Below are 21,004 nucleotides of genomic sequence, written 5' to 3' on the forward strand. Positions count from 1 at the left end.
TGGTGCGGGGGGCGGCTCGCTTTCCGGAGGGGGGTGTGTTCGGTCCGAAGATCTACTACGGCGGCCAGAACAACCTTATCTGGTATGCCGGCGGCGAGGTGAGCCTGCCGCTGGGACGCGTACGCCACCGCGGTATCCGAGAACTAGACCGGGGCCAGTACGACGAACCCGGCCCGACCGACTTCGTCAGCGGCTGCTGCCTGCTAATCCGCGCCGACCTCGTTCACCGGCTGGGCGGATTTGATCCGCAATATGTTATGTACACCGAGGATGTAGACCTGTGCTATCGGGCCGGTCGGCTGGGCGCGGCCTGTTACTACCTGCCTGCAGGCAAGGTCTGGCACCATGTCTCCAGCAGTATGGGCGGGGAACTATCCCTGCGCAAGGTCTGGCTGAAATGGCGGTCCAGCATGCGCTTTTTTCGGCGCTTTGCCAGACCCTGGTACTGGGTGACCATTATGGGGTATCAGGTGCTGTATTATGGTCTGCTGGGGCCGGCCAGATATATCAGACGGAAGTGGCTGTAGCAGTCGGGTTTCGCCTACCCGGACTCGAACAGCCGACGCGCTAGCTGCAGATCGTCCGGCGTATCGATTTCCACCCACGGAAGATCGGTGAACGCAGTGATCCCGATAGCGTGTCCCTCCTTCGCCAGCTCGGTGAAGGCAAAGGTGTCATAGGCCATCAGGTGCCCGTCTTCGATCAGCGCGCCGATCCTGTCAAATAATATCCCTCCGAAGGATGGGGAAAACCGTGCCAGCCCGGTCCATTCACCGAAGGCTTCGGTAAGGGGAATTTCCTTGCTCGATGCCACCAGACGGGCATCTTTAACCGTCACCTTCATTTCTTCACTGGCGCACGCTTTACGCTCAACCAGCAAGGTGTCGGGCTGGCCACTGTCGACGAGCTGGTGAAGGAGCCGCGGGTCGTAGATTAGGTCACTATGTAGATACAGGAAGTCCTCCCTGACGAAGCTCCGTGCGAACCACAGGGAGGCCATGTTGTTGGTGATGCGGTAAAAAGGATTAAAGTGGAAGGTGACGGGATAGTCGGCCAGATGGTCCATGAGCATCTCTTTCCGGTATCCCACCACCAGCGCGAGGTCAGAAATCCCGGCATCCATGAGCAGCCCGACGCTGCGGGAGATGAGAGATTGTCCCTGAACTTCCAGCAGGGCTTTCGGTCGATCTTTCGTGAGTGGACTGAGGCGGCGGCCCTCGCCGGCGGCAACGATGATGGCCTGCATTACAATCCCCCGCGATGAAATGGCGCCGGCTGAGCCCTGGCACCGCTTACGACCGTGACACGTCGCTGCGGCACTAATAAATCTCCTCCAGGATAGATCGCACCTGCTCGGGGGTGAGAGCAACGATATTGTTGTCCATGCGTCCCCTGGTAAAACACTGGCCGGTCAGCCAATCCAGTTGACTGCGCTCAACGCCCCAGTCCCGCAGCCTGAACGGGATGTGGTCGGCTGGTATTTCCTTAATTTTCACCTTGAGCTGCTCAAGCCCGGAGAGGGCCAGATCCTGGAACAGGGTGTCCAGGGTAACCTGGATAGCTGGGGCATTGATCTCCAGCAGCGGCGGCAGAGCGATGGAGGCGGCCAGGCCGTGGGGGATACCGAAATGGATAGTCAGCGGATAGCTGATCGAGTGGGCGGCTGCCGTCCGGGTGTTTGAGAATGCCAGGCCAGCGGTCGTGGCGGCGGTGAGCAGCTGTCGGCGGACCTCTATATCTTCAGGGTGCTCTTTGAGGCGTGGGGCATTGGCTAGAATCAAGGCGATAGCGTGCAGCGCATGAGTGGTTGAGGTCCTGTTGGCATGCTTGTTCCAGATGGCCTCAAAGCTGTGACTCAGGGCATCCAGGGTGGTGATCAGCGAGGTATCCATGGGCAGGCTCAAAGTCAGCTGCGGATCGAGGATTGCTACGTCGGGATAGAGGTCAGGGTGGCTGATAGAATATTTGACCTGGCCCTCCAGGTCCCATAGCGTGCCCCACATGGTGACTTCGCTGGCGGTGCCATGGGTGGTGGGGATGAATACGCTGGGTACACGCTGGGGAAAGGGTTCGTTGAGCGCGAGCAGTTCCCTTATTTGTGCCTTGCCGGTTCCGCGGGCGGCCAGCATGCACTTGGCGGTGTCCATCACCGAGCCGCCTCCGATAGCGACAGCGCCGTCGAACGCATTCGAGAGGCTGAAAACCACGGCCTCCTGGCAGTTGGCCAGGGTGGGATTCGGCGCTACATTGGAAAAGATACCAGTCCCCGGGAAGCGGGCGGCCAGCCGCAACCGGTGCAGACCGCCATTGGAGGTGATAATAAGGGGGTGCTGAATGTTGAGCCGGGCTAGCTGATCCCGGCAGGCAGTCAGCCAGTCCTGGCTGTGGAGCACCTGGACGGGATTATGGTATTCCATTTCCGGCATGGGGCTACTCCATCAATCTACCGCAGGGACTCTCAGGTTCCATAAGCATTGGCGTCACGAGGCGATAAACTCCTGGAATTCGAGGCGTAGTTGCCCGGGGGACTGGGTTGGCCGTTTCAAGTCCGGCAGGGTGCCCGGCTGAACACGGACGTGGCATAAAAGCGGACCTGCTTGAGTACGGGCCTGCACTAAAAATTGCTCGAAGTGGGTCAGAGATTCTACAAAGACCGCGTGTTTATACCCGGTATTGGTTGCCAGGGCGGGGAAATTGACCACTTCGGAAGCGGTGCGCTGCCCACCGGTGGATTCGTACTGCCTGTTATCAAAAACAATATGGATCAGGTTCTTGGGATGATAGAGGCCGATAGTAGCCAGGGTGCCCAGTTTCATAAGCAGTGCTCCGTCACCGTCGAGGATATAGACTTTCCGGTCCGGTTCTGCCAGGGCCAGAGCCAGGCCCACCGCGCTGATGCAGCCCATGGAGCCGGCGGTGTAGAAAGTCCCTGGACGGCTGAGGACCTGTTTCAGTTCTCTCCCGGTGTAGCCGGTGGTGCCCAAGATAACATCCCGGTCGTCAATCTTCCCGGCCAGCAGCTTGATGTAATCGATCCGCAAGGGGCGGTCAGGATCAGGTTCGTGATCTTTGCTCAATGCTGGTTCGAACAAGCCGCGACGGATTATAAAAGCGTAGGGTTTTTCTTCCTTTCTCAGATATTCACTGGCAGTAATGACCGCCTCCTCGCAACGCCGCTCATCGTCCTCCAGGACCTGGTAGGGGATTTTCAACAGGCTGAGGAGATCCAGGAGCGTCTCGCCCATAATGCGGTGTTGCGGCGCATCCGGCTTGCTCCCCGGCTCAGCCCGCCAGGTAATAATGAGCAGGGCGGGAAGATTATAGAGCAGCTGCAGGGAGGTCAGGGGATTAACGGTGTTGCCGAAGCCATCATTCTGCATGATTACTACCGGGGCCTTGCCAGCCAGCGCGAAGCCACCCGCCAATCCCATGGCCTCTCCTTCGGAGGTGGCGGTATAGTAGTTGGATTCGGGGGATTGCTCTAGCTGGATAATCAGGTCCTTGACAACTGAACAGGGCACCCCGGTAAAGGGCCCGAATCCATGGTCAAGGAGTTGATGCTGGAAAACATCCGCGCGCATATCCTGCCCCTTCTTGCCGATGTTCAGGTATGGAGATCTTCAGGGCTGTCCACATCCAGCCAATGCCCCCGCGAGTAGTTGATATGGATCTGTTCGCCGGCGGCCTGCATCGCCGTCAGCAGCTGCACCAGGGAGGTATCTTCATTCAGGCGGCCTTCATCGCGGTAGTAGGACTCCAGGAAGGCCTTGATGCGGTGGGCACCTTCGGTGCTCAGTTTCAGCACGCCGATCCATTCCCCATGGGCCACCTCATGGTCAATATGGGTGCCGATAGCTTCCAGCGGTACGCAGCGCGAGGCACCGTAGCGGTCTGATGGCGGCTGAGCCCCCAGCACGGCATCGATATCACGCCCCAGCTTGCGCCCGTTAGCCCAGGAGGTATCCACCGCCAGGACTATGTTCTCGCTGGTGTCCAGCAGGTCGTTCAATACGCTTTCTTCAAACAGAATGTCCCCGAAAGCCACCACAACCGGCCCGCTGAGTTTCTCGACAGCGCTATATAATGAGGAAGCGATACCCCCTCTTTTCCAGGGTCGGTTGATAAAGCGATGGATATTGTCTACTTGAACGGCACCGGCTTTGTAACCCAGCACAACCGAGATGTCCTTTATCCCGCAATTGTTGAAGGTCTCTACCAATCTGCGCAGTAAAGGCTTGCCCTTGTACTCCAGCATGGTTTTGGGCTTATCCCTGGTCAGCTCGCCGAATTTCTGTCCCCTGCTGGCTGCCAGGATGACCGCCTTGGGTATTTCCGAGAAGGGGAGATAGCGCTTTTCAGCCTGCTTCAGCTCGTCGGCTCGCTGCAGCCGGAAAATCTCAGCTACGGGGGCGATTTTCCCTTCCAGCTTGGCAGGCGATTGGGCCTGATAAAGGTAGTTAGCAGTCTCCTGCATGGCAGCCACGGCACCTCGCAGAATATGGTTGGCCCAGATAACCACGCTCACGCCCAATTCTCTGAATACGTGGATGGGAGTCTTATGGTAGGTGGTGGGTACAATCACGACGGGACAGCTTTGATCCCAACTCTTCATAAAACTGGCGATCTGATCGGCGGTGGTGATCTTGCTATGAACCAGCAGCGCATCGGCACCGGCATCCCGGTAGGCGTAGGCCCGCCGGAGCACCTCATCCAGCCCCCAACCGGCAATAAAAGCTTCGATACGCGCTACTACCTGGAAGTCAGAATCAGTTTGGGTATCTTTAGCTGCTTTTATTTTGCCGCAAAACTCCTCTATATCGGCCAGGGGCTGCTGCTCGCCGCCAATGAAGCTGTTGGTCTTGGGGAAGAGCTTATCCTCAATGCAGACTCCAGCTATGCCGCGCTGCTCAATTTTCGTTACCATCCGACGGACACTGTTGAAATTGCCGTAACCGGTATCACCGTCAAGCAGGATTGGGATGGAGGTGGCGTCGCTCATGAACTCGAGGGTTTCCAATACCTGGGTCCAGCTGGCCTCATTGTTGTCCCGCACGCCGAGGGCCGCCGAAATGGTCAGACTGCTGGCCCAGATACCCTTGAAGCCGGCTTCCTCTACAATTTTCGCGCTCAACCCATTGTGAGCCTCAACGATGAACTCAAGCTGGTTTGATTGCAGTATTCTCTTTAGGGCAGTAGTCACCTTCATCCCCTCATCCTTATAGAAATGTAATTGAATAAAAACTTAGCCAATAGCATATCTTCATAGCCTCCTTAAATGCAAAACTGGCGCATCGATCCGGATACTCTATCCCCTAACCTAACAACAGAGGCTGTTTGAATCAGAATGGCCCTAACGTTTTGTTAGGCATAGGTGTCACTCTGTCTGATGCTTGTATAAGACGGTACGTGCCAAGGCATAAAAAGTTACGATGCTTCTCAAATCGCGACAATACCGCGATCCTGATATCACCTTTGCTGGCATTTCCGGTTACCAAAGGCATTCAGCCCTTTTGGATTATCCCTCCTGGAGGCAAAAGAGAATCCATTTAATTCCTAAATCCGTTTTCTATGGAAGGTTGGACAGGCAGGATCGAAAGAGCATATGCTATCCCCTGGCAGGGCATAGTACGGTGGAGATTCGATCACAGACGAGAGGATTAACGGTTTTAGATAAGGTTAGCCAACATGTAACTTATATTAATATGCACAAGGCTCTTGGGCATTTTGGGCTTCTTTGGCCGATCAGCTCAGGCCGTGTGGTGTTGCCGGGCTTGCCGGTCAGGGAACTCCAGAGTGATTTCAATATCATGAGGTATTCAGGTGGTAAGCGATAATTCGGTTCAAGTAGCTGTCATTGGGAGTGGCTACTGGGGCAAGAATCTGGTAAGGAATTTTTACCAATTGAATGCCCTGCGCTGGATTTGCGATACCAGCCGGGAGTTACTGAAAGCGATGGGCCAGATCTATCCGGGCGCGCAATTGACCACCCGCTATCAAGATGTGCTGGAAGACGATCAGGTTCAGGCGGTAGTCATCGCCACCTCGCCGGCACTCCATTTCAGCCAGGCCAAAGAGGCCCTCATTCGTGGTAAGCACGTATTTGTAGAAAAGCCCCTGGCCCTGGGTTACCAGGAGGGCAAGGAGCTGGTAGAGCTGGCTGACCGGCAGGGCCTGATCCTATTGGCCGGGCATATCCTGGAGTATCATCCTGCCGTTACCCATCTGAAGGAAATCATTCGGCAGGGGGAACTGGGACAACTCTGGTATATCTATTCGAATCGATTGAATCTGGGAAAGGTCCGCACGGAAGAGAACATCCTGTGGAGCTTTGCCCCCCATGATATATCCGTGATTCTACACCTGGCCGGGATAGAACCTGAGATTGTACACGCCTCGGGTGGGAGCTATCTGCAGGCTGCTATCGCGGACGTTACGGTGACCAATCTTGTTTTCAAGGGTGGGCTCAAGGCGCATGTTTTTGTGAGCTGGCTCCATCCTTATAAGGAGCAGAAGCTGGTGGTTATTGGCGATCGGAAGATGGCCGTCTTCGATGATACCGTCCGTAAAGGCAAGCTGTGCATCTATGATAAAGGGATAGAATGGCAGGGAGGAGTCCCGATCCCCCGTCACATCGGTGAGGTTACAGTACCGTTGGAGGATGCCGAACCGCTGCGGATTGAGTGTGAGCACTTTCTGGCCTGCATTCGGGAGGGTAAGCAGCCGCTCACCGATGGAGAAAGTGCTTTGAGAGTACTTAAGGTCCTGGAGGCAAGCCAACTTTCTTTGGAGCAGGAGGGCGTGCCGGTCCCACTTACGGCAATACATTAAGGTCGTATCAATGCCTGACTTTTTTGTGCACGAATCAAGCCACCTGGATGAAGGGGCCGAGGTAGGTCCCGGAACTAAGATTTGGCATTTCTGCCATATCAGTGCGGGTGCTCGAATAGGATCAAATTGCAATATCGGTCAAAACGTCTATATTGCCCCGGAAGTAACCATTGGTAGCAACGTTAAGATCCAGAATAATGTATCCATCTATACCGGTGTCACTGTTGAGGACGACGCTTTTTTGGGGCCTTCCATGGTATTTACCAACGTGATCAATCCCCGCAGCCATGTGCCGCGCAAGGATGAGTTCCAGCCCACGCTTGTGCGGCGAGGAGCCACCATTGGTGCCAATGCGACCATACTGTGCGGTGTTACTTTAGGGCGATACGCTTTCATTGGGGCCGGCGCGGTGGTTACCCGTGACATCCCGGACTATGCTCTCGTCTATGGAAATCCAGGCAAGATCAGGGGTTGGATGTGCCAATGCGGGGTGCCGCTACACTTCGATGGAGGCAAGCAGGGGGATACAGCCGCTTGCGAGCGTTGTGGCCTGTACTATGCCAAAGAGGGTGAGATAGTGCAGGTGCACGAGGAACCTTAATGCCGGCAGCTCTGGCGAAGACCACTCAGGGGAGATTCGAGAAGGGTTGAAGGTCGTCTCGGTATTAGGGGCTCGTCCGCAATTCATCAAGGCGGTGCCGGTAAGCCGGGCGCTAAAAGCGGCTGGATGCAGCGAATTCCTGCTGCATACCGGCCAGCATTACGACTACGGCCTGTCTAAGGTCTTTTTTGATGAGCTTTCGATTCCTGAGCCTGATGTCAATCTGGGCGTGGGCTCAGGATCCCATGCCAGGCAGACCGGTGAAATGCTGATGGGGATCGAAGCGATTCTTATGGCTGAGAAACCTGATTGGGCGCTGGTTTATGGCGATACCAACACCACCCTCGCGGGGGCCCTGGCAGCGGCCAAGTTACAGGCTCCGCTTGCTCACATAGAGGCGGGTCTCCGATCATATAACCGGGAAATGCCGGAAGAACATAACCGGGTTCTGGCTGACCACTGTGCAGATCTCCTGTTCTGCCCCACACAGACAGCGGTGGAAAACCTGGCCAGGGAAGGTGTAACCAAGGGGGTGCATCTGGTCGGGGACACCATGTATGATGCCCTGCTGCAGTTCCTCGAAGTCGCTGAAATGCGATCCACTACCCTCAGCGACCTGGACCTGGAGCCTGGCGGCTATCTCCTCGCTACGGTACACCGGCCCTCCAACACGGATAATCCTGAAAACTTAAGCCAGATCCTGGCCGCGCTGAATGAGGTTGGAGAGCCAGTGGTCTTTCCCGTCCATCCCCGCACACGTGAGAAGATTGATCAGATCAAGAGCGAATCGAAGCTTTTACATATCGGTGGTCAAGTTAAGTTGCTGGCCCCGGTCGGTTACCTTGATATGCTCATGTTGGAGAAGAATGCCCGCTTTATTCTGACCGATTCCGGCGGCATGCAGAAGGAGGCTTACCTGCTGGGGGTGCCCTGCATTACGCTACGCCATGAGACCGAGTGGGTGGAGACAGTGCAAGCGGGCTGGAATATCCTGTCGGGTCCGGACAAGGAGGCGATTTTGCATGGTCTGACTGCTTTTCATGACCCAGTGCCGGCCCCAGCCCAGGTCTATGGTGACGGTCGAGCAGCGGAACGCATTGTGTCTCTATTGAGGGAGGTCAAGCGTTGAATGCACGGCAAGCAAGCGACTAGCGACAGCAAACGTCTCAAAGTGCTTTTTCTTCCCAGTTGGTACCCGAGCGAAGAAAATCCGATACACGGCATTTTCATTCAGGAGCACGCGAAAGCCGCTGCCCTTTATGATGATATTGTAGTGCTGTATGTTCATGAACCGCAGCTTGCGAGGCGGGCGGTATTGGAGTTTTCCGACGCAACGGAACATGGCATTCGGACCATCCGAATTAGATACCGACGATCCTGGAATCCTCTGATAACCGGGATAAGGTATTACTGGAATATCCTGCGCGGATTCATCTATCTGATAAGACACCGCTTCAGACCAGACGTGATCCATGCTCACATCTACAAGGCTGGGGTACCGGCAGTTCTTCTGGGGTGGCTATATAAAATCACGGTGATGATTACTGAACAGTGTTCGGATTTTCCGTTAAAGAAACTTACCAGGCTTGGTCAGATAAAGGCCAGATTTGCTTTGAACCATGCCAGGATAATCCTGCCAGTGAGTGAGGATTTGTGGCGGAGTATAGAGCGGTACGATATCCGCAATGAGCACCGAGTGATACCCAATATCGTCGACCATCATCTATTCTACCCGCCCGACCAGGAGGAGATTCCGTTGAACCGAGAGAAGCAAATATTGTTTGCGGGTTTACTTACACCCGTCAAGAGTGTCCCTACTCTTCTATCGGTATTGCATCGACTCAATAGAAACGATTTTCAGCTTCATATCATTGGTGATGGATCTCACCGGTCTGAATATGAACGGCTAACAGCAGAACTGGATCTCAGGAAGAAAGTCACCTTTCATGGTTTGAAACCGAAAGCGGACTTAGCTGAACGTATGCGCCAGTGTGATTTCCTTGTGCTTCCGAGCCTATATGAGACGTTTGGTGTGGTTCTCATAGAGGCTTTAGCATCCGGCAGGCCAGTGATTGCGCCGGACATTGGCGGGCCGAGGGAGATCGTAACGGAAGAGGTTGGTATCTTGGTTGTTCCGCGGGATGAAGAGGCATTAGCCAAAGCCATTCATTATATGTTGGACCACCATCAGCAGTATAAACCCGAGAGACTTGCCAGTTATGCGCGGGAGAGATACAGTTATCCCGTTATCGGCCAACAGTTACATCAGATCTATCTACACGTGACAGTGGATGCCCCTGAGGGCAGGGGAGCATGAAATCTATTACACCGCATTGCGGTCCGTGATATTCCGGGAACATCATTTTGCTGAAGAGTCTACTTCCAGTTAAGACATTTATTAACCAATTGGATTCACACAACGGCGGTGGCGATAGTGATAGAGGCGATTAAAACTCTATCCAAGCACTCGGTCATTTACGGTCTGGGTGGCGTGCTCAATAAGCTCCTGGCCTTTGTATTGCTACCTATCTATACCCGCTATCTCACACCGGCCGATTATGGTATACTTTCCTTGCTGCTTGTAACCGGCAGTGTAGCGTTCATTATTGTTCAGCTCGGCCTCGGTTCGGCGCTATTTCGGGAGGTGATCTACTGCGAGACCGATGAGAAAGTGGCTACAAGCACGGCGTTGTATTTTCTTGTGGTCCAGGCTCTTGTGCTTTTTGGTGGGCTGGTGGTTTTTTCCTCACCGCTTTCGGTTCTGATATTTAATACGACAACGTACGCCTATTTGCTGAGGCTCGTTTTTCTAACAGGATTATTTCAGGTCATCGGGGTTATTTTCATGGCCAGGCTCCGCATCAGGGAGCAAGCGGCGCTCTATTCGGCGTTTTCAGTGGCCTGGTTTTTGGTCGGTGCCGGGTTGAACATCTATTTTATTGTTATTTTACGACAGGGCGTGGGGGGACTGATCACGGCTGGGCTGATTCAGGCGGGTCTATTTGCAATGATCTACCTTATCTTTCTAATTCCTGATATGCGGCCCGTTTTAGCAAAGCCGATTCTTCGTAGTATGCTTTTATTTGGAATTCCCATGGTTCCGGCGGGTCTGGCCGACCTGGTGATGGTCTCGGCCGACCGCTATTTCCTGCAGCACTACTTCACCACGACAGAAGTGGGTCTGTACTCACTTGGGTATACCATCGGAATGGTCATGAACCTAGTAGTTTGGTCGGTACAGTTGGCTTGGCCCGCGCAGATGTTCACCATTGCCAAGCAGCCGGACGCAGAGCGGCAGTTCTCGAGAATACTGACCTACTATGTCTTAGTGCTGGGGTTTTTCTTCCTGGCGCTCTCATTACTAGCGCGGGAGCTACTAGTGGTGATGACCACGCCGGCGTTCTATGGCGCAGCTGCTATCGTCCCGCTGGTGGCGTTGTCCTACCTGCTGTATGGTGTACGGTATATGACCAATACTGCGCTACCAACGCGGAATAAGATGCAATACGTCCCGATAATTATTATCGGCACAGCCTTGCTTAACCTGGGTCTGAATTACCTGTTGATTCCCTCGTATGGCATGATGGGCGCTGCCTGGGCAACGGCAATATCTTATTTAACGTTGGCCGTGGTCAACACCGCTATTAACCTCCATTTCTGGTACATTCCCTATGAGTATGGGCGTATGGCAAAGGTGGCTCTCGCCGGGGTAACGGTATATGGTGCAAGTCATTTGGTGGACACAGGTAATATCTGGTTGAATGGCGGATTGAAACTGGTGCTCCTGGGATTATACCCGTTGATTCTTTTTGTATATCGATTTTATAATGAAAGCGAAGTTGCTACTCTCAAAGCGCTTATTTTCAAACGAGATAGAGGTGTCTAAATGAAGTACCTTATCACAGGTGGCGCCGGTTTTATTGGATCACACCTAGTGGATTACCTGATCCAGGGAGGTCATCAAATTCTTGCTCTTGATAACCTCAGCACCGGTCGTCTGGAAAATGTCGAGCACCACATTGGGAATAAGAACTTTGAGTTGATAGTTGATTCTATCCTGAACACGAGCATGCTTGATCATTTGGTGGAAAAAATTGATATTATAGTTCATCTAGCAGCGGCGGTTGGTGTAAAGATTATAATGGAGCAACCAGTCGAAACCATCCGGACCAATATTTTAGGTACAGAGGAAGTATTACGGGCGGCCAGTCGTTACCAGAAGAAAGTGCTCATTGCCTCAACCTCCGAAGTCTATGGGAAGCTTCAGGAGCAGAATGATGACATATCGATGCTTAGCGAGGAGGCAGATTGGATTCTAGGGCCCACGACGAAACGACGATGGGCCTATGCAGCTTCTAAATCCATTGATGAATTTCTTGGATTAGCTTACCATGAGGAAAAAAATCTCCCGGTCATCATTGTGCGTTTCTTTAATACGGTAGGGCCGCGCCAGATAGGGCAGTATGGCATGGTTGTTCCACGATTTATTAAACGAGCACTCCTTAATGAGCCTCTACAGGTTTATGGAGATGGTGAACAGCGCCGTTGTTTCACTTATGTTGGTGATGTTGTTCGAGCGATTGTTGATTTATTGAATACTCCTGAAGCAGAAGGACAGGTTTTCAACCTGGGAGGTATTGAGGAGATTACGATCAACGAATTGGCACAGCAGGTAATAATTCTTACTGAGAGCCAGTCAAAAATCGTCAAAATCCCTTATGAGTCAGCCTATGGGCAAGGCTTTGAGGACATTCGGCGTCGCATTCCCGATATCTCGAAAATTCAATCGGTTATCGGATTTAAGCCCACCAAGTCCATAAAGGAAATCTTGGCATTAGTAATTGACGAAATGAAACGTAAGTGAATCGAGTGCTTATACGGGAGCAGCAAGAGCCGCAAATATTGGCGAACAAGCATAGCGTTAGCCTTTTAACCTTTCAAGCAAAGAATTCATATACCGCAATATCATGTTTGTACTTTGGCTGTCTGAAATAAAGTGGAGCTATCTGCGAACGCGGAAGCAGCAGATTTTGAGTCGTTTTCCGGCTGAGGACCTGATCCTGTTTGTCGAACCGATCGGAAAAGGATTGCCAAATCGATTCACCTTTATACATGAGCCTCCGGTACGTGTAATTACCGTTCCGCATATCCGAGCAGTGGCGAGTCCCTTGCTCAACAAGTTACTCGACAGCAAGTTTGTACGTTGGGGCCTTGAAAAGATCGCTGGTCTCTGGCTGGAAATAATCCTGCGGTCAGTTTCGGAAAAACCGGATATTATAGTCATATCCAATGTCTTCTGGTCGGGCAACGTAGCGGCCCTGAGAAAGCGCTGGCCGGAGCTGCCGGTGGTGTATGAGTGTAATGACAATCCCCTCGGCTTCCCCCGGACGCCAGCCTACAAAAGACACTATGTCCTTCAGACCATCGAAATAGCGGATCTGATCACTACACCCCACCTCGCCTGCATCCCGATTGATCCCGCTCCTTATCTTGAGAAAATAGCTATTGTCACCAATGGCGTTGATTTTAATCAGTTCAAGGAAGCACCGCCCAGGCTGCCCCTCGCTTCCCTTCCTCGTCCGATAATCATGTATACCGGGGCCCTTTCAGAATGGTTCGATTTTAACCTTGTTAAGCGGGCTGCCGACGTCTATTCGGCTGCCTCTATTGTGCTTATCGGGCCTATTGCCAGCACCGTGCAAGCGCAGGCGCAATCTCTGCTGGTAATGCCAAACGTCAACTACATTCCACCCGTAGCTTACGGCAGCGTAAAAGACTATCTCCACGCGGCGGATGTTTGTATAATACCCTTTGTAGCCAATGAATTGACCCGACCGGTCGTACCCAACAAGTTTTTTGAGTATGCTGCCGCTGGGAAAACCACGGTAGTCGGGCATTTCAATCCCGATCTTAAGGAGTTTGCGCGCTGGGCTTACATCGCCGAATCGGAAGATGATTTCATCGATAAATTAGCTAAAGCGTTGGACTCTCCGCTGCCAGCGCGAGAAGTTCAGCAAATGGCATCAAAATACGATTGGAATGCTATCAGCAGAACATTTCGGGAGCATTTGATGACATTGATCGCAGGCCCTTCACCAGGCAGTTCCAGCCAGTGATCGCAAAAGAGATGCCCGAGAGGAGGTGACTATGAAAACGACCGGCATGTTAAAGGTCAAGCCCTGGATGTGGGCGATTATTATCCTTCTGGCAGCTGGCCTGGTGCTTTATTATGAACTTTTTTTCGGCGGCTACATCTTTGCCGGACCCGATTCTCTGGCGCCGTCAGCGACCAGTGCCGGTATTCGGGCGGTGGAGCGGGAAACCGGGAAGATTCCGCTCTGGATGCCGTGGCTATTCTCCGGCATGCCGACGATCCACTCCTTCACCTACATCTCGATCCTTTATCTGCCTAATGCCGTGCTGGGGCTGCTGTCGCCAATCCTCCCGGCTATTTCCAGCTACTTACTGCACCTCATCTTTGCCGGTTTTGGCTGCTTCCTGCTATTGCGGCGCCTGGGTGGCAGTTTCTACGCCAGCCTGCTGGGCGGGACCGGCTTCATGCTCATGCCTTATCTCAATACGATGCTGGTGCATGGACACGGCAGCCAGATGATGACCCTGGTCTACCTGCCATGGTTGATCTGGGGCCTTATGCGGCTTTACGATCGAACCACCCTCGCATCGGCGGCCCTGCTGGGCCTGCTGGTAGGCATGCAGCTGCAGCGCGGACACGCGCAGATAGCTTATTACAGTCTACTCATGCTGGGACTGTTCTTCCTGGTCATGGTAGTCCGGTCGTGGCGGGACGCGGATCGTAGTACTGGCCAGAAGTGGCGCTTTATCATCCTGTTCGCGCTGGCAATGGTGGTCGGCTTCGGTCTGGCCGCCGCCCTCTTTTTGCCTATTATGAAATATACGCCCTACAGCATTCGCGGCGGCCGGATCGGCGGCGGCGCCGGCTTTGAATACGCCACCCAATGGTCCTTCAGCTTCGGTGAGACCCTCACCTTTTTGCTGCCCTCCTTTTATGGCTTCGGCGGGATCACCTACTGGGGCGCTATGCCTTTTACTGACTATCCGAACTATATGGGGATTCTGCTGCTGGTATTGGCCATCCTGGCGGTAGCTGTCAGGCGAACCTGGTTTGTATGGACTTTGGCCGCCGGGGGACTCCTGGCCTACCTGCTGAGCCTCGGGCACAATTTCTTCCTTTACAAGCTGTTCTATAGTCTGTTTCCCTATTTCAACAAGTTCCGCGTTCCCTCCATGCTGCTGGTTCTGACGCAGTTCAGCGTGGCGGTGCTGGCAGGGATCGGTCTTGACGCTTTGGTGAGTTGGCTAACTGACCGGAAGCCGGAACAAGCGCGCCGGGTTCTGCTAGGAGCGGCCGGAGGCACCGTGATCCTGGCTATCGTGTTTCTGTTATCGGCCTCCCTGCTGGAAGGCACCTTCCCGGCAGCCAGGGGCGTCCCGGCACAGATGGCCACCCAGATCGACAGCCTGCGCATGTCCATGATCCGTACCGATGCGGTAGCACTCCTGTTCATTGGTGGGCTGGCGGTTGGAGGCCTGTATCTATGGCGGCAGGGTCGACTCCCCCGTACGTGGCTGTTGGGGGGGCTGGTGCTCCTGAGCATGGTGGACCTGGGCCGCATCGACCGGAAAATCATTGAGCCCTCACCCGACAGTATGCGCATTCCCGTTATGCAACCCAGGGCCTATATGAACCGCTACCTCAACAGTGATCCCCTGCTCGATTTCCTTGACAGTGACACTACAACCTTTCGCATCCTGCCCCTGGGAGCATTGCAGCAAGAGAATCGCTGGGCAATCGTAGGAGTGGAATCGGTCACGGGGTATCATGCCGCCAAACTAGCCAACTATAATCGATTCATGCAAGCCACAGGTTTCCAGAGCGAGGGTATTCTACGGATGCTCAATGTCAAGTACCTGGTAAGTCAGCAGCGGATTGACGATCCCCGCTTCAAGGAAGCCTTTGTGGGGCAGCTGTATACTGGCGGCCGCTTCCAGCCGGCGGGAGTCTTCGAGTTCGATGCCTTTCAAGACCGGGCCTGGTTCCCGCGCCGGGTTGAAGTTGCAGCGACGGCGGAAGAGATCTTCGCCAGACTGCTTGATCCCGGTTACGACCCGCGGGAGGTGGTATATGTCTATCAGGCGGACAGCCTGGCAACTATACCGCCAGGGGGAACAGGTCGGGTCCTTGAGGCATCCTGGCAGGCTGACCACCTGCGCTTGAGAGTGGAGGCCGCTGGGCCGGCTTTCCTGGTGCTGAGTGAGGTATATTACCCGGAAGGCTGGTGGGCGCACGTGGATGGTGAGGCCGTACCAATTCATGAAGTGAATACTATCCTGCGGGGTCTGGAGGTGCCCGCCGGGCGGCATGAGATCACCATGGACTTCGAGCCGGCAGACTACCGGCTCGGTAGACTCATCAGCCGGATCTGCCTGCTGCTGATCGTGTTGGGCTTTATCCCGGCAGGAATCGAGAAAGTGAGGGCTCGCCGATGACCATTTACCGCCATACGGTGAATATCAAGACCGGGCTGTTCGCGGTGGGCATCCTCATCGTGGCGGCCTTGCTGTGGTATTCCCAGAGCCTGGTGCGGGAGCTGCAAGCCAACGAGCGCCGCCTGGTGGACTTATATGCCAATATGATTGCCACGGCCGCCACCGAGGCCGGGGGCGAGGAGCTGGGCTTTATCTTCGATCAGGTGATTCAGAAGATCCAGTTCCCGGTGGTGCTTACAACCGCACAAGGCGAGGTGGTCACCTGGCGGAATGTGAAAGTGGATGAGGACTTTTCCCCTGATGAGCAGCAGGCCTACCTGGTCCGAATCATCAAGCGCATGGACCGGGACCACACCCCGGTGGATGTGCGCTATCGAGAGCTGGTCATTTCCCGGATCCACTATGGTGACAGCAGCATTGTCAGCCGGCTGCGGTGGCTCCCCTATGTAGAGATTGCCGTAGTGGGTTTATTCATTCTGGTGGGGTTCATGGGCTTTACCATGATCCGCAACAGTGAGAAGCGCTCCATCTGGGTGGGTATGGCCCGCGAGACGGCTCACCAGCTGGGCACACCGGTGTCCTCGCTGATGGGCTGGATCGATGTCTTGCGCGGCAAGGCCCCGGGCGGCGAAGAAGCCCTGGAGGAGCTGGAAGCGGACGTGCGCCGCCTGGAGCAGATCGCCGACCGCTTCCATAAGGTCGGGGCCATCCTGCGCTTCGAGGAGCTGGACCTGCGCCTGCTGGCAGAGTCCTCCGCCGCCTACTTCCGCCAGCGCTTGCCCACGTCATCCGAAACCACTATCACCGTTACCGGGGACAGCGTCAGCGTCCAGGGGGCCGAAACCCTCCTGCAATGGGCCCTGGAAAACCTGATCAAGAACGCCCTGGATGCCTGCCAGGGCCGCAAAGGCATTATCCAGGTGAAAGTGGGAGCGGTCGCCGGTAATGGCGTGATTGAGGTGTGGGACAACGGCGTCGGCATCGGTGCCCGGGACCGGAAGAACATCTTCCGCCCGGGCTACAGCACTAAAAGCCACGGCTGGGGATTGGGCCTCAGTTTGGTGCGCCGCATCGTTGCCGACATCCACCGCGGCAAGCTGCGCCTGGTCTCATCCAGGCCGGGGGAGACTGTGGTCCGGATGAGTCTGCCGGGGGGCAGGGGAACAGCCCCCTCCGAGAATTAGCCAGAACCGCTTACTAATTCAACCGCCAAGCCACAGGAACGGAGGCTATAAGGCCGGCTTCATATTCCTGTAACTTATTGATAACTAATATCTTAGTGTTATATATGTTGGGCCGCATATCGCCGGGAAGAGCCGCTGCTGATATATAACAGCATCACCCCACACTTCGCTAAGCTCAAGTCAGGCCCTTCGGCAATCTAAGGGTAAACTCACTAGTGCGATGAGGGGCTCTTGCCCGGAGCAGGGTCGAAGGAGCCTGCCTTACCTCAGCAACACCCCCGCCTATGGCGGGACTGTGCATAATGCTATCTCAATAGCAGCCCCGCCTTCGGCGGGACTTCTTTGAAGCTATTTTAATAATAGCATCTTGATGGACCGGGTGTATTCCGGTGTCACGAGGCGGGCGATGTAGATGCCGGAGGGAAAGTTCTGACCGCTTGCATTGCGACCATTCCATTGAGTCTGGTGATAACCCGGTTCCATGTAACCATCTACCAACCTAATCACCTCCCGGCCAGCCAGATCGTAGACCATAACGGATACATTACTTGCCGCCGGGAGCTCGAACTGAATGGTCGTCTCTGGATTGAACGGATTGGGGTAGTTCCGGAGAAAATAGGTGGCATAAGGAAGGGTGAGATCAGTATGAAAGAAAGTCACGGATAGAGCATCCCCAGAGGAGTTTGTTTTCATAAGCAGAATATTATGTCCAGTGCTCTGAGACCAGACCGTACCGGTGATAACAATTCCTCCATCACTAGTCTGAACCAAAGATCTTCCACTCCAGGATGAGCCGATCTCACCGTACCGTTTTGTCCATTGAATATCTCCTTCATCACTCACTTTAATGAGTAGAACTCTAGTCTCATCGCTGTCAAGAGTACCAATTGTTCCGATCACAAGAAATCCATTGTCATCAGTAATCTGTATTTCCCTGCTGCTAGCATGCAAGTTTCCCCCAATGGTTCTTGTCCAGACTTCTTCACCGTGATCGTCTGTTCTAATCAACCATACATTATATCTTCCTCCGCCAAATGAAGATGTTCTACCTGCTATTACGTATCCACTGTCGGCTGTTTGTTTTACAGAGTATCCAATATCTTTATCTGCTCCACCATAAGTTCGATCCCAAAGGTGATCCCCATCCCCGTTGGTCTTAATGAGCCAGATGTCCTCTGAACCACTGCCATAGGAGTTTGTAACACCTAAAATAATATACCCGCCATCAAAAGTTGCCTGAACGTCTAAGCCCAAATCATATGAATCCCCACCGAATGTTTTAGTCCAGAGTGTATCACCCAGAGAATCAGCTCTGATTAACCATACATCATCCCTCCCTGCACCAAAGGAATAGGTTCTCCCCACAATGATGTAACCGCTGTCGTTTTCCTGCAGGATAGTGCCACCTAGTTCATCCCATTCTCCACCGAAAGTTTTAGTCCACAGGGTATCTCCATTTGCATTGGTCTTAACGAGCCAAATGTCCGAAGACCCAGCCCCAAAGGACAGCGTTTCACCTACTAAGGCAAATCCATTATCAGCAGTCTGCTGTATGGAGCGAAAAGCTTCACTATCAATGCCACCATACGTTCTAGTCCAAAGGGAATCACCAGTGGTATTAGCCTTAAATAGGAGGAGATCGAAATAATTCGGGCTACCAAAAAGAGATTCCCCTCCAACGAAAAAGTCACCATCTTGAGTTTGCCGTACTATCATTCCAAACTCAGCAGGAGGACCCCCGATAATCTTTGTCCAAAGGGAATCAGACTGAGCCTTTAGTGATACGAGAGTGAGTAGTATTGGGAACAGCAGCTTAATCACTTCAGCAGTACCATCTTGATGGACTTGGTGTACTCCGGTGTCACGAGCCGGGCGATGTAGATGCCGGAGGGAAGCTCCGTTCCATTTTTATCCCGTCCGTTCCATTTCACTTGATGATAGCCCGGTTCCGTGTGGCCGTCCACCAGTCTAGCTACTTCCCGCCCCAGGATGTCATAGACGATCAGCGAAACCTCGCTTGCCCGTGGCAGCTCATATAGAATGGTAGATACCGGATTGAAGGGATTGGGATATACTGGAAATAAATAATATGAGATTGGTGGTTGACTCACATCGCTATTCGCAAGTTGGCTTTCAAACGCTCGATCAATTCCAAAGGTAGTCCCCCAGCTATTTACTGCAACCAGTCGGTAATGATAGGTCATGTCAGGAGTAAGCCCTGATAAATTCGCACTTATAGATACATCACTTGTTCCTGAACCTATATTTTGACTAGATGTCTGAGAACCATAACTAATAGTGGCACCATACTCGAAGTAGCAATCGGTTGTCAAGCCATTAGGATTGATCGTGCCATTTAAAGTTGCGGTCGTTGAGGTAACACTTGTCGCTGGATCTGTAGAGACAATGGGAGCATTTTGTGCGGATATCAGCGCGCTAGTCCAAGGACCAACACTACATTCTCCTTGTCCTAGAGCCCTAACTCGCCAATGAATCTCCCTTGCCGAAGGTAAAATCATGGAGTGATGACTTTCCGGCACAATCTTATCATATAAAATATTTACAAAATCAGATGATGTGGTGTCCATCTGAAAGGCATATCCCGCTGCATAGAGGACTGCTGCCCAATCAAAATTAACGTACCCAGTGATATATGTTGAGTCTGTCGGTACCAATGTGACGGGATCAATCTCGATCGATGGGCATCCAACGCGGAAGCTTCGAGTTTCGCTCCAATCACCAAACAAATTACATGGCGATATTGTCCTTGCCCTGACACGCCAGTAGTATGTCCCTGCATTCAGATTCCCGCACTCATAGCATGCCTCGGCATATTCATGGGGAGCAGTAAAAGCGAGATCGGCACAAAGACTGCTAAAATCTGAATTATCATCGATCTGAATCTCATACCGATTCACTCTCGGTGATTCATACCAGCGGAGAAAGATCTCTGGAGAGCAATCTTCAAAACGATACCCATCAGGTGGTGAATTCAGTGTTATCTGTTCCGTGCAATTACTACCCCACCAGAGATCATAGGTATTCCCAGCGTAAGGCAATTGATAGACTTTGATAAAATAGTAGCTAGCTGCAGGACTGTTATAACAAATCAATTCGATATCATTTTCTGAACTATTGCTGCTTGCCACTAATGAGCCGGAAGAGTTATACAAATCTATGTCTATATCACCTTCAACATGGACGAAGTCGCATTCGATGTATAGACATTCCGTATTAGACGGAACGTATATCTTATACCAATCATGATCCCCATGAATCCCGAAGCCACCGACATTATGCAACCATGTGGACCAATTCGAACCGAGGTCATATGCATGTGCCATGTCGTCGTTTTCCTCGTAGTTATCTTCTGCGATGGGATTCACGATGCTCCAGAATATTTGGTATAGAGCTGCAGTGTGGCCAATAGCACGTGCTTGAAGTTGGGGTTGATATATCTCTCCACAAACAGCCCATGGCACATCATCCCAATCAAATAGAAAGAAAGTGTCATGGCTCCCGTCAGTATAATATGCCCTGACAGTATAGAAGGGATTGCTGAAGTACTCTGAAAGATATGATGCTGAATAGACGATACTCATATCATTCGACCACTCACAGTCAACAATCATGTAATCTATGTCCTGTATCAATTCCCGTACTTGTACTCCTAGCGCATTAACCTTATAGGCGATATTGAATGTTTTACTGGCATCAAGTCGATTACTTGCACGACGATATTTACCATTGCCGTATGTGTCCGAATCACCATCCACATCGTCACTATCAAATTGGTCTGTGAAATTCGCTAAACTGTAGAATAAGTTGGTGAGTTCATCTACATACCAAGGCTCTGTACTCC

General features: G+C 52.9%; 16 protein-coding genes. 10 read left to right on the forward strand and 6 right to left on the reverse strand.

Annotated features, from left to right (window positions below; genetic code table 11):
* Positions 1 to 527, forward strand: a 527-nt coding sequence (locus ACETWG_08685; GenBank protein ID MFB0516667.1) for a glycosyltransferase family 2 protein, incomplete at its 5' end; no start/stop codon positions are given.
* A 14-nt stretch (positions 528 to 541) separates the two neighbouring features.
* Here the strand turns inward: ACETWG_08685 and ACETWG_08690 are convergent.
* From ACETWG_08690 to aepX, 4 genes are all read right to left on the reverse strand, one after another.
* Complete coding sequence (locus tag ACETWG_08690; protein ID MFB0516668.1) at positions 542 to 1,246, reverse strand: NTP transferase domain-containing protein; 705 nt, start codon at positions 1,244 to 1,246, stop codon at positions 542 to 544.
* A gap of 73 nt (positions 1,247 to 1,319) precedes the next feature.
* Positions 1,320 to 2,426: a phosphonoacetaldehyde reductase gene (locus ACETWG_08695; protein ID MFB0516669.1), complete on the reverse strand. Its 1,107-nt coding sequence runs from the start codon at positions 2,424 to 2,426 to the stop codon at positions 1,320 to 1,322.
* Positions 2,427 to 2,480: 54 nt separating this feature from the next.
* Positions 2,481 to 3,581, reverse strand: coding sequence for a phosphonopyruvate decarboxylase (gene aepY / locus ACETWG_08700; protein ID MFB0516670.1), 1,101 nt, complete (start codon positions 3,579 to 3,581; stop codon positions 2,481 to 2,483).
* Positions 3,582 to 3,604: 23 nt separating this feature from the next.
* The gene (gene aepX, locus ACETWG_08705) at positions 3,605 to 5,206 is read right to left on the reverse strand and encodes a phosphoenolpyruvate mutase (GenBank protein MFB0516671.1); all 1,602 of its coding nucleotides are present in this window, start codon (positions 5,204 to 5,206) and stop codon (positions 3,605 to 3,607) included.
* A gap of 614 nt (positions 5,207 to 5,820) precedes the next feature.
* Here aepX and ACETWG_08710 point away from each other — a divergent pair.
* From ACETWG_08710 to ACETWG_08750, 9 genes are all read left to right on the forward strand, one after another.
* Positions 5,821 to 6,828, forward strand: coding sequence for a Gfo/Idh/MocA family protein (locus ACETWG_08710; GenBank protein ID MFB0516672.1), 1,008 nt, complete (start codon positions 5,821 to 5,823; stop codon positions 6,826 to 6,828).
* Between the two features lie 10 nt (positions 6,829 to 6,838).
* On the forward strand, positions 6,839 to 7,429 hold the full coding sequence (locus tag ACETWG_08715; GenBank protein MFB0516673.1) for an acyltransferase: 591 nt from the start codon (positions 6,839 to 6,841) through the stop codon (positions 7,427 to 7,429).
* 46 nt (positions 7,430 to 7,475) lie between these two features.
* Positions 7,476 to 8,558 carry a non-hydrolyzing UDP-N-acetylglucosamine 2-epimerase gene (gene wecB, locus ACETWG_08720; GenBank protein MFB0516674.1) on the forward strand — a complete coding sequence of 361 codons (1,083 nt, stop codon included), beginning with the start codon at positions 7,476 to 7,478 and terminating at the stop codon, positions 8,556 to 8,558.
* Positions 8,559 to 9,746: a glycosyltransferase gene (locus ACETWG_08725; GenBank protein ID MFB0516675.1), complete on the forward strand. Its 1,188-nt coding sequence runs from the start codon at positions 8,559 to 8,561 to the stop codon at positions 9,744 to 9,746.
* Between the two features lie 108 nt (positions 9,747 to 9,854).
* The gene (locus tag ACETWG_08730) at positions 9,855 to 11,315 is read left to right on the forward strand and encodes a lipopolysaccharide biosynthesis protein (GenBank protein MFB0516676.1); all 1,461 of its coding nucleotides are present in this window, start codon (positions 9,855 to 9,857) and stop codon (positions 11,313 to 11,315) included.
* Positions 11,316 to 12,293 carry a GDP-mannose 4,6-dehydratase gene (locus ACETWG_08735; protein ID MFB0516677.1) on the forward strand — a complete coding sequence of 326 codons (978 nt, stop codon included), beginning with the start codon at positions 11,316 to 11,318 and terminating at the stop codon, positions 12,291 to 12,293.
* Between the two features lie 166 nt (positions 12,294 to 12,459).
* A complete protein-coding gene (locus ACETWG_08740; protein MFB0516678.1) occupies positions 12,460 to 13,545 on the forward strand; it encodes a glycosyltransferase in 1,086 nt (361 codons plus the stop codon).
* A gap of 31 nt (positions 13,546 to 13,576) precedes the next feature.
* Positions 13,577 to 15,958, forward strand: a complete 2,382-nt coding sequence (locus ACETWG_08745; protein MFB0516679.1) for a YfhO family protein — start codon at positions 13,577 to 13,579, stop codon at positions 15,956 to 15,958.
* Positions 15,955 to 17,142 carry an ATP-binding protein gene (locus tag ACETWG_08750; protein MFB0516680.1) on the forward strand — a complete coding sequence of 396 codons (1,188 nt, stop codon included), beginning with the start codon at positions 15,955 to 15,957 and terminating at the stop codon, positions 17,140 to 17,142. The genes ACETWG_08745 and ACETWG_08750 overlap by 4 nt, the downstream gene beginning before the upstream one ends.
* 348 nt (positions 17,143 to 17,490) lie before the next feature.
* Here ACETWG_08750 and ACETWG_08755 read toward each other — a convergent pair whose 3' ends face one another.
* The gene (locus tag ACETWG_08755) at positions 17,491 to 18,963 is read right to left on the reverse strand and encodes a FlgD immunoglobulin-like domain containing protein (GenBank protein ID MFB0516681.1); all 1,473 of its coding nucleotides are present in this window, start codon (positions 18,961 to 18,963) and stop codon (positions 17,491 to 17,493) included.
* Positions 18,960 to 21,004, reverse strand: a 2,045-nt coding sequence (locus ACETWG_08760) for a T9SS type A sorting domain-containing protein (GenBank protein MFB0516682.1), incomplete at its 5' end; no start/stop codon positions are given. The genes ACETWG_08760 and ACETWG_08755, both read right to left, overlap by 4 nt.

The sequence above is a fragment of the Candidatus Neomarinimicrobiota bacterium genome, assembly GCA_041862535.1.
GTDB lineage: Bacteria > Fidelibacterota > Marinisomatia > SCGC-AAA003-L08 > TS1B11.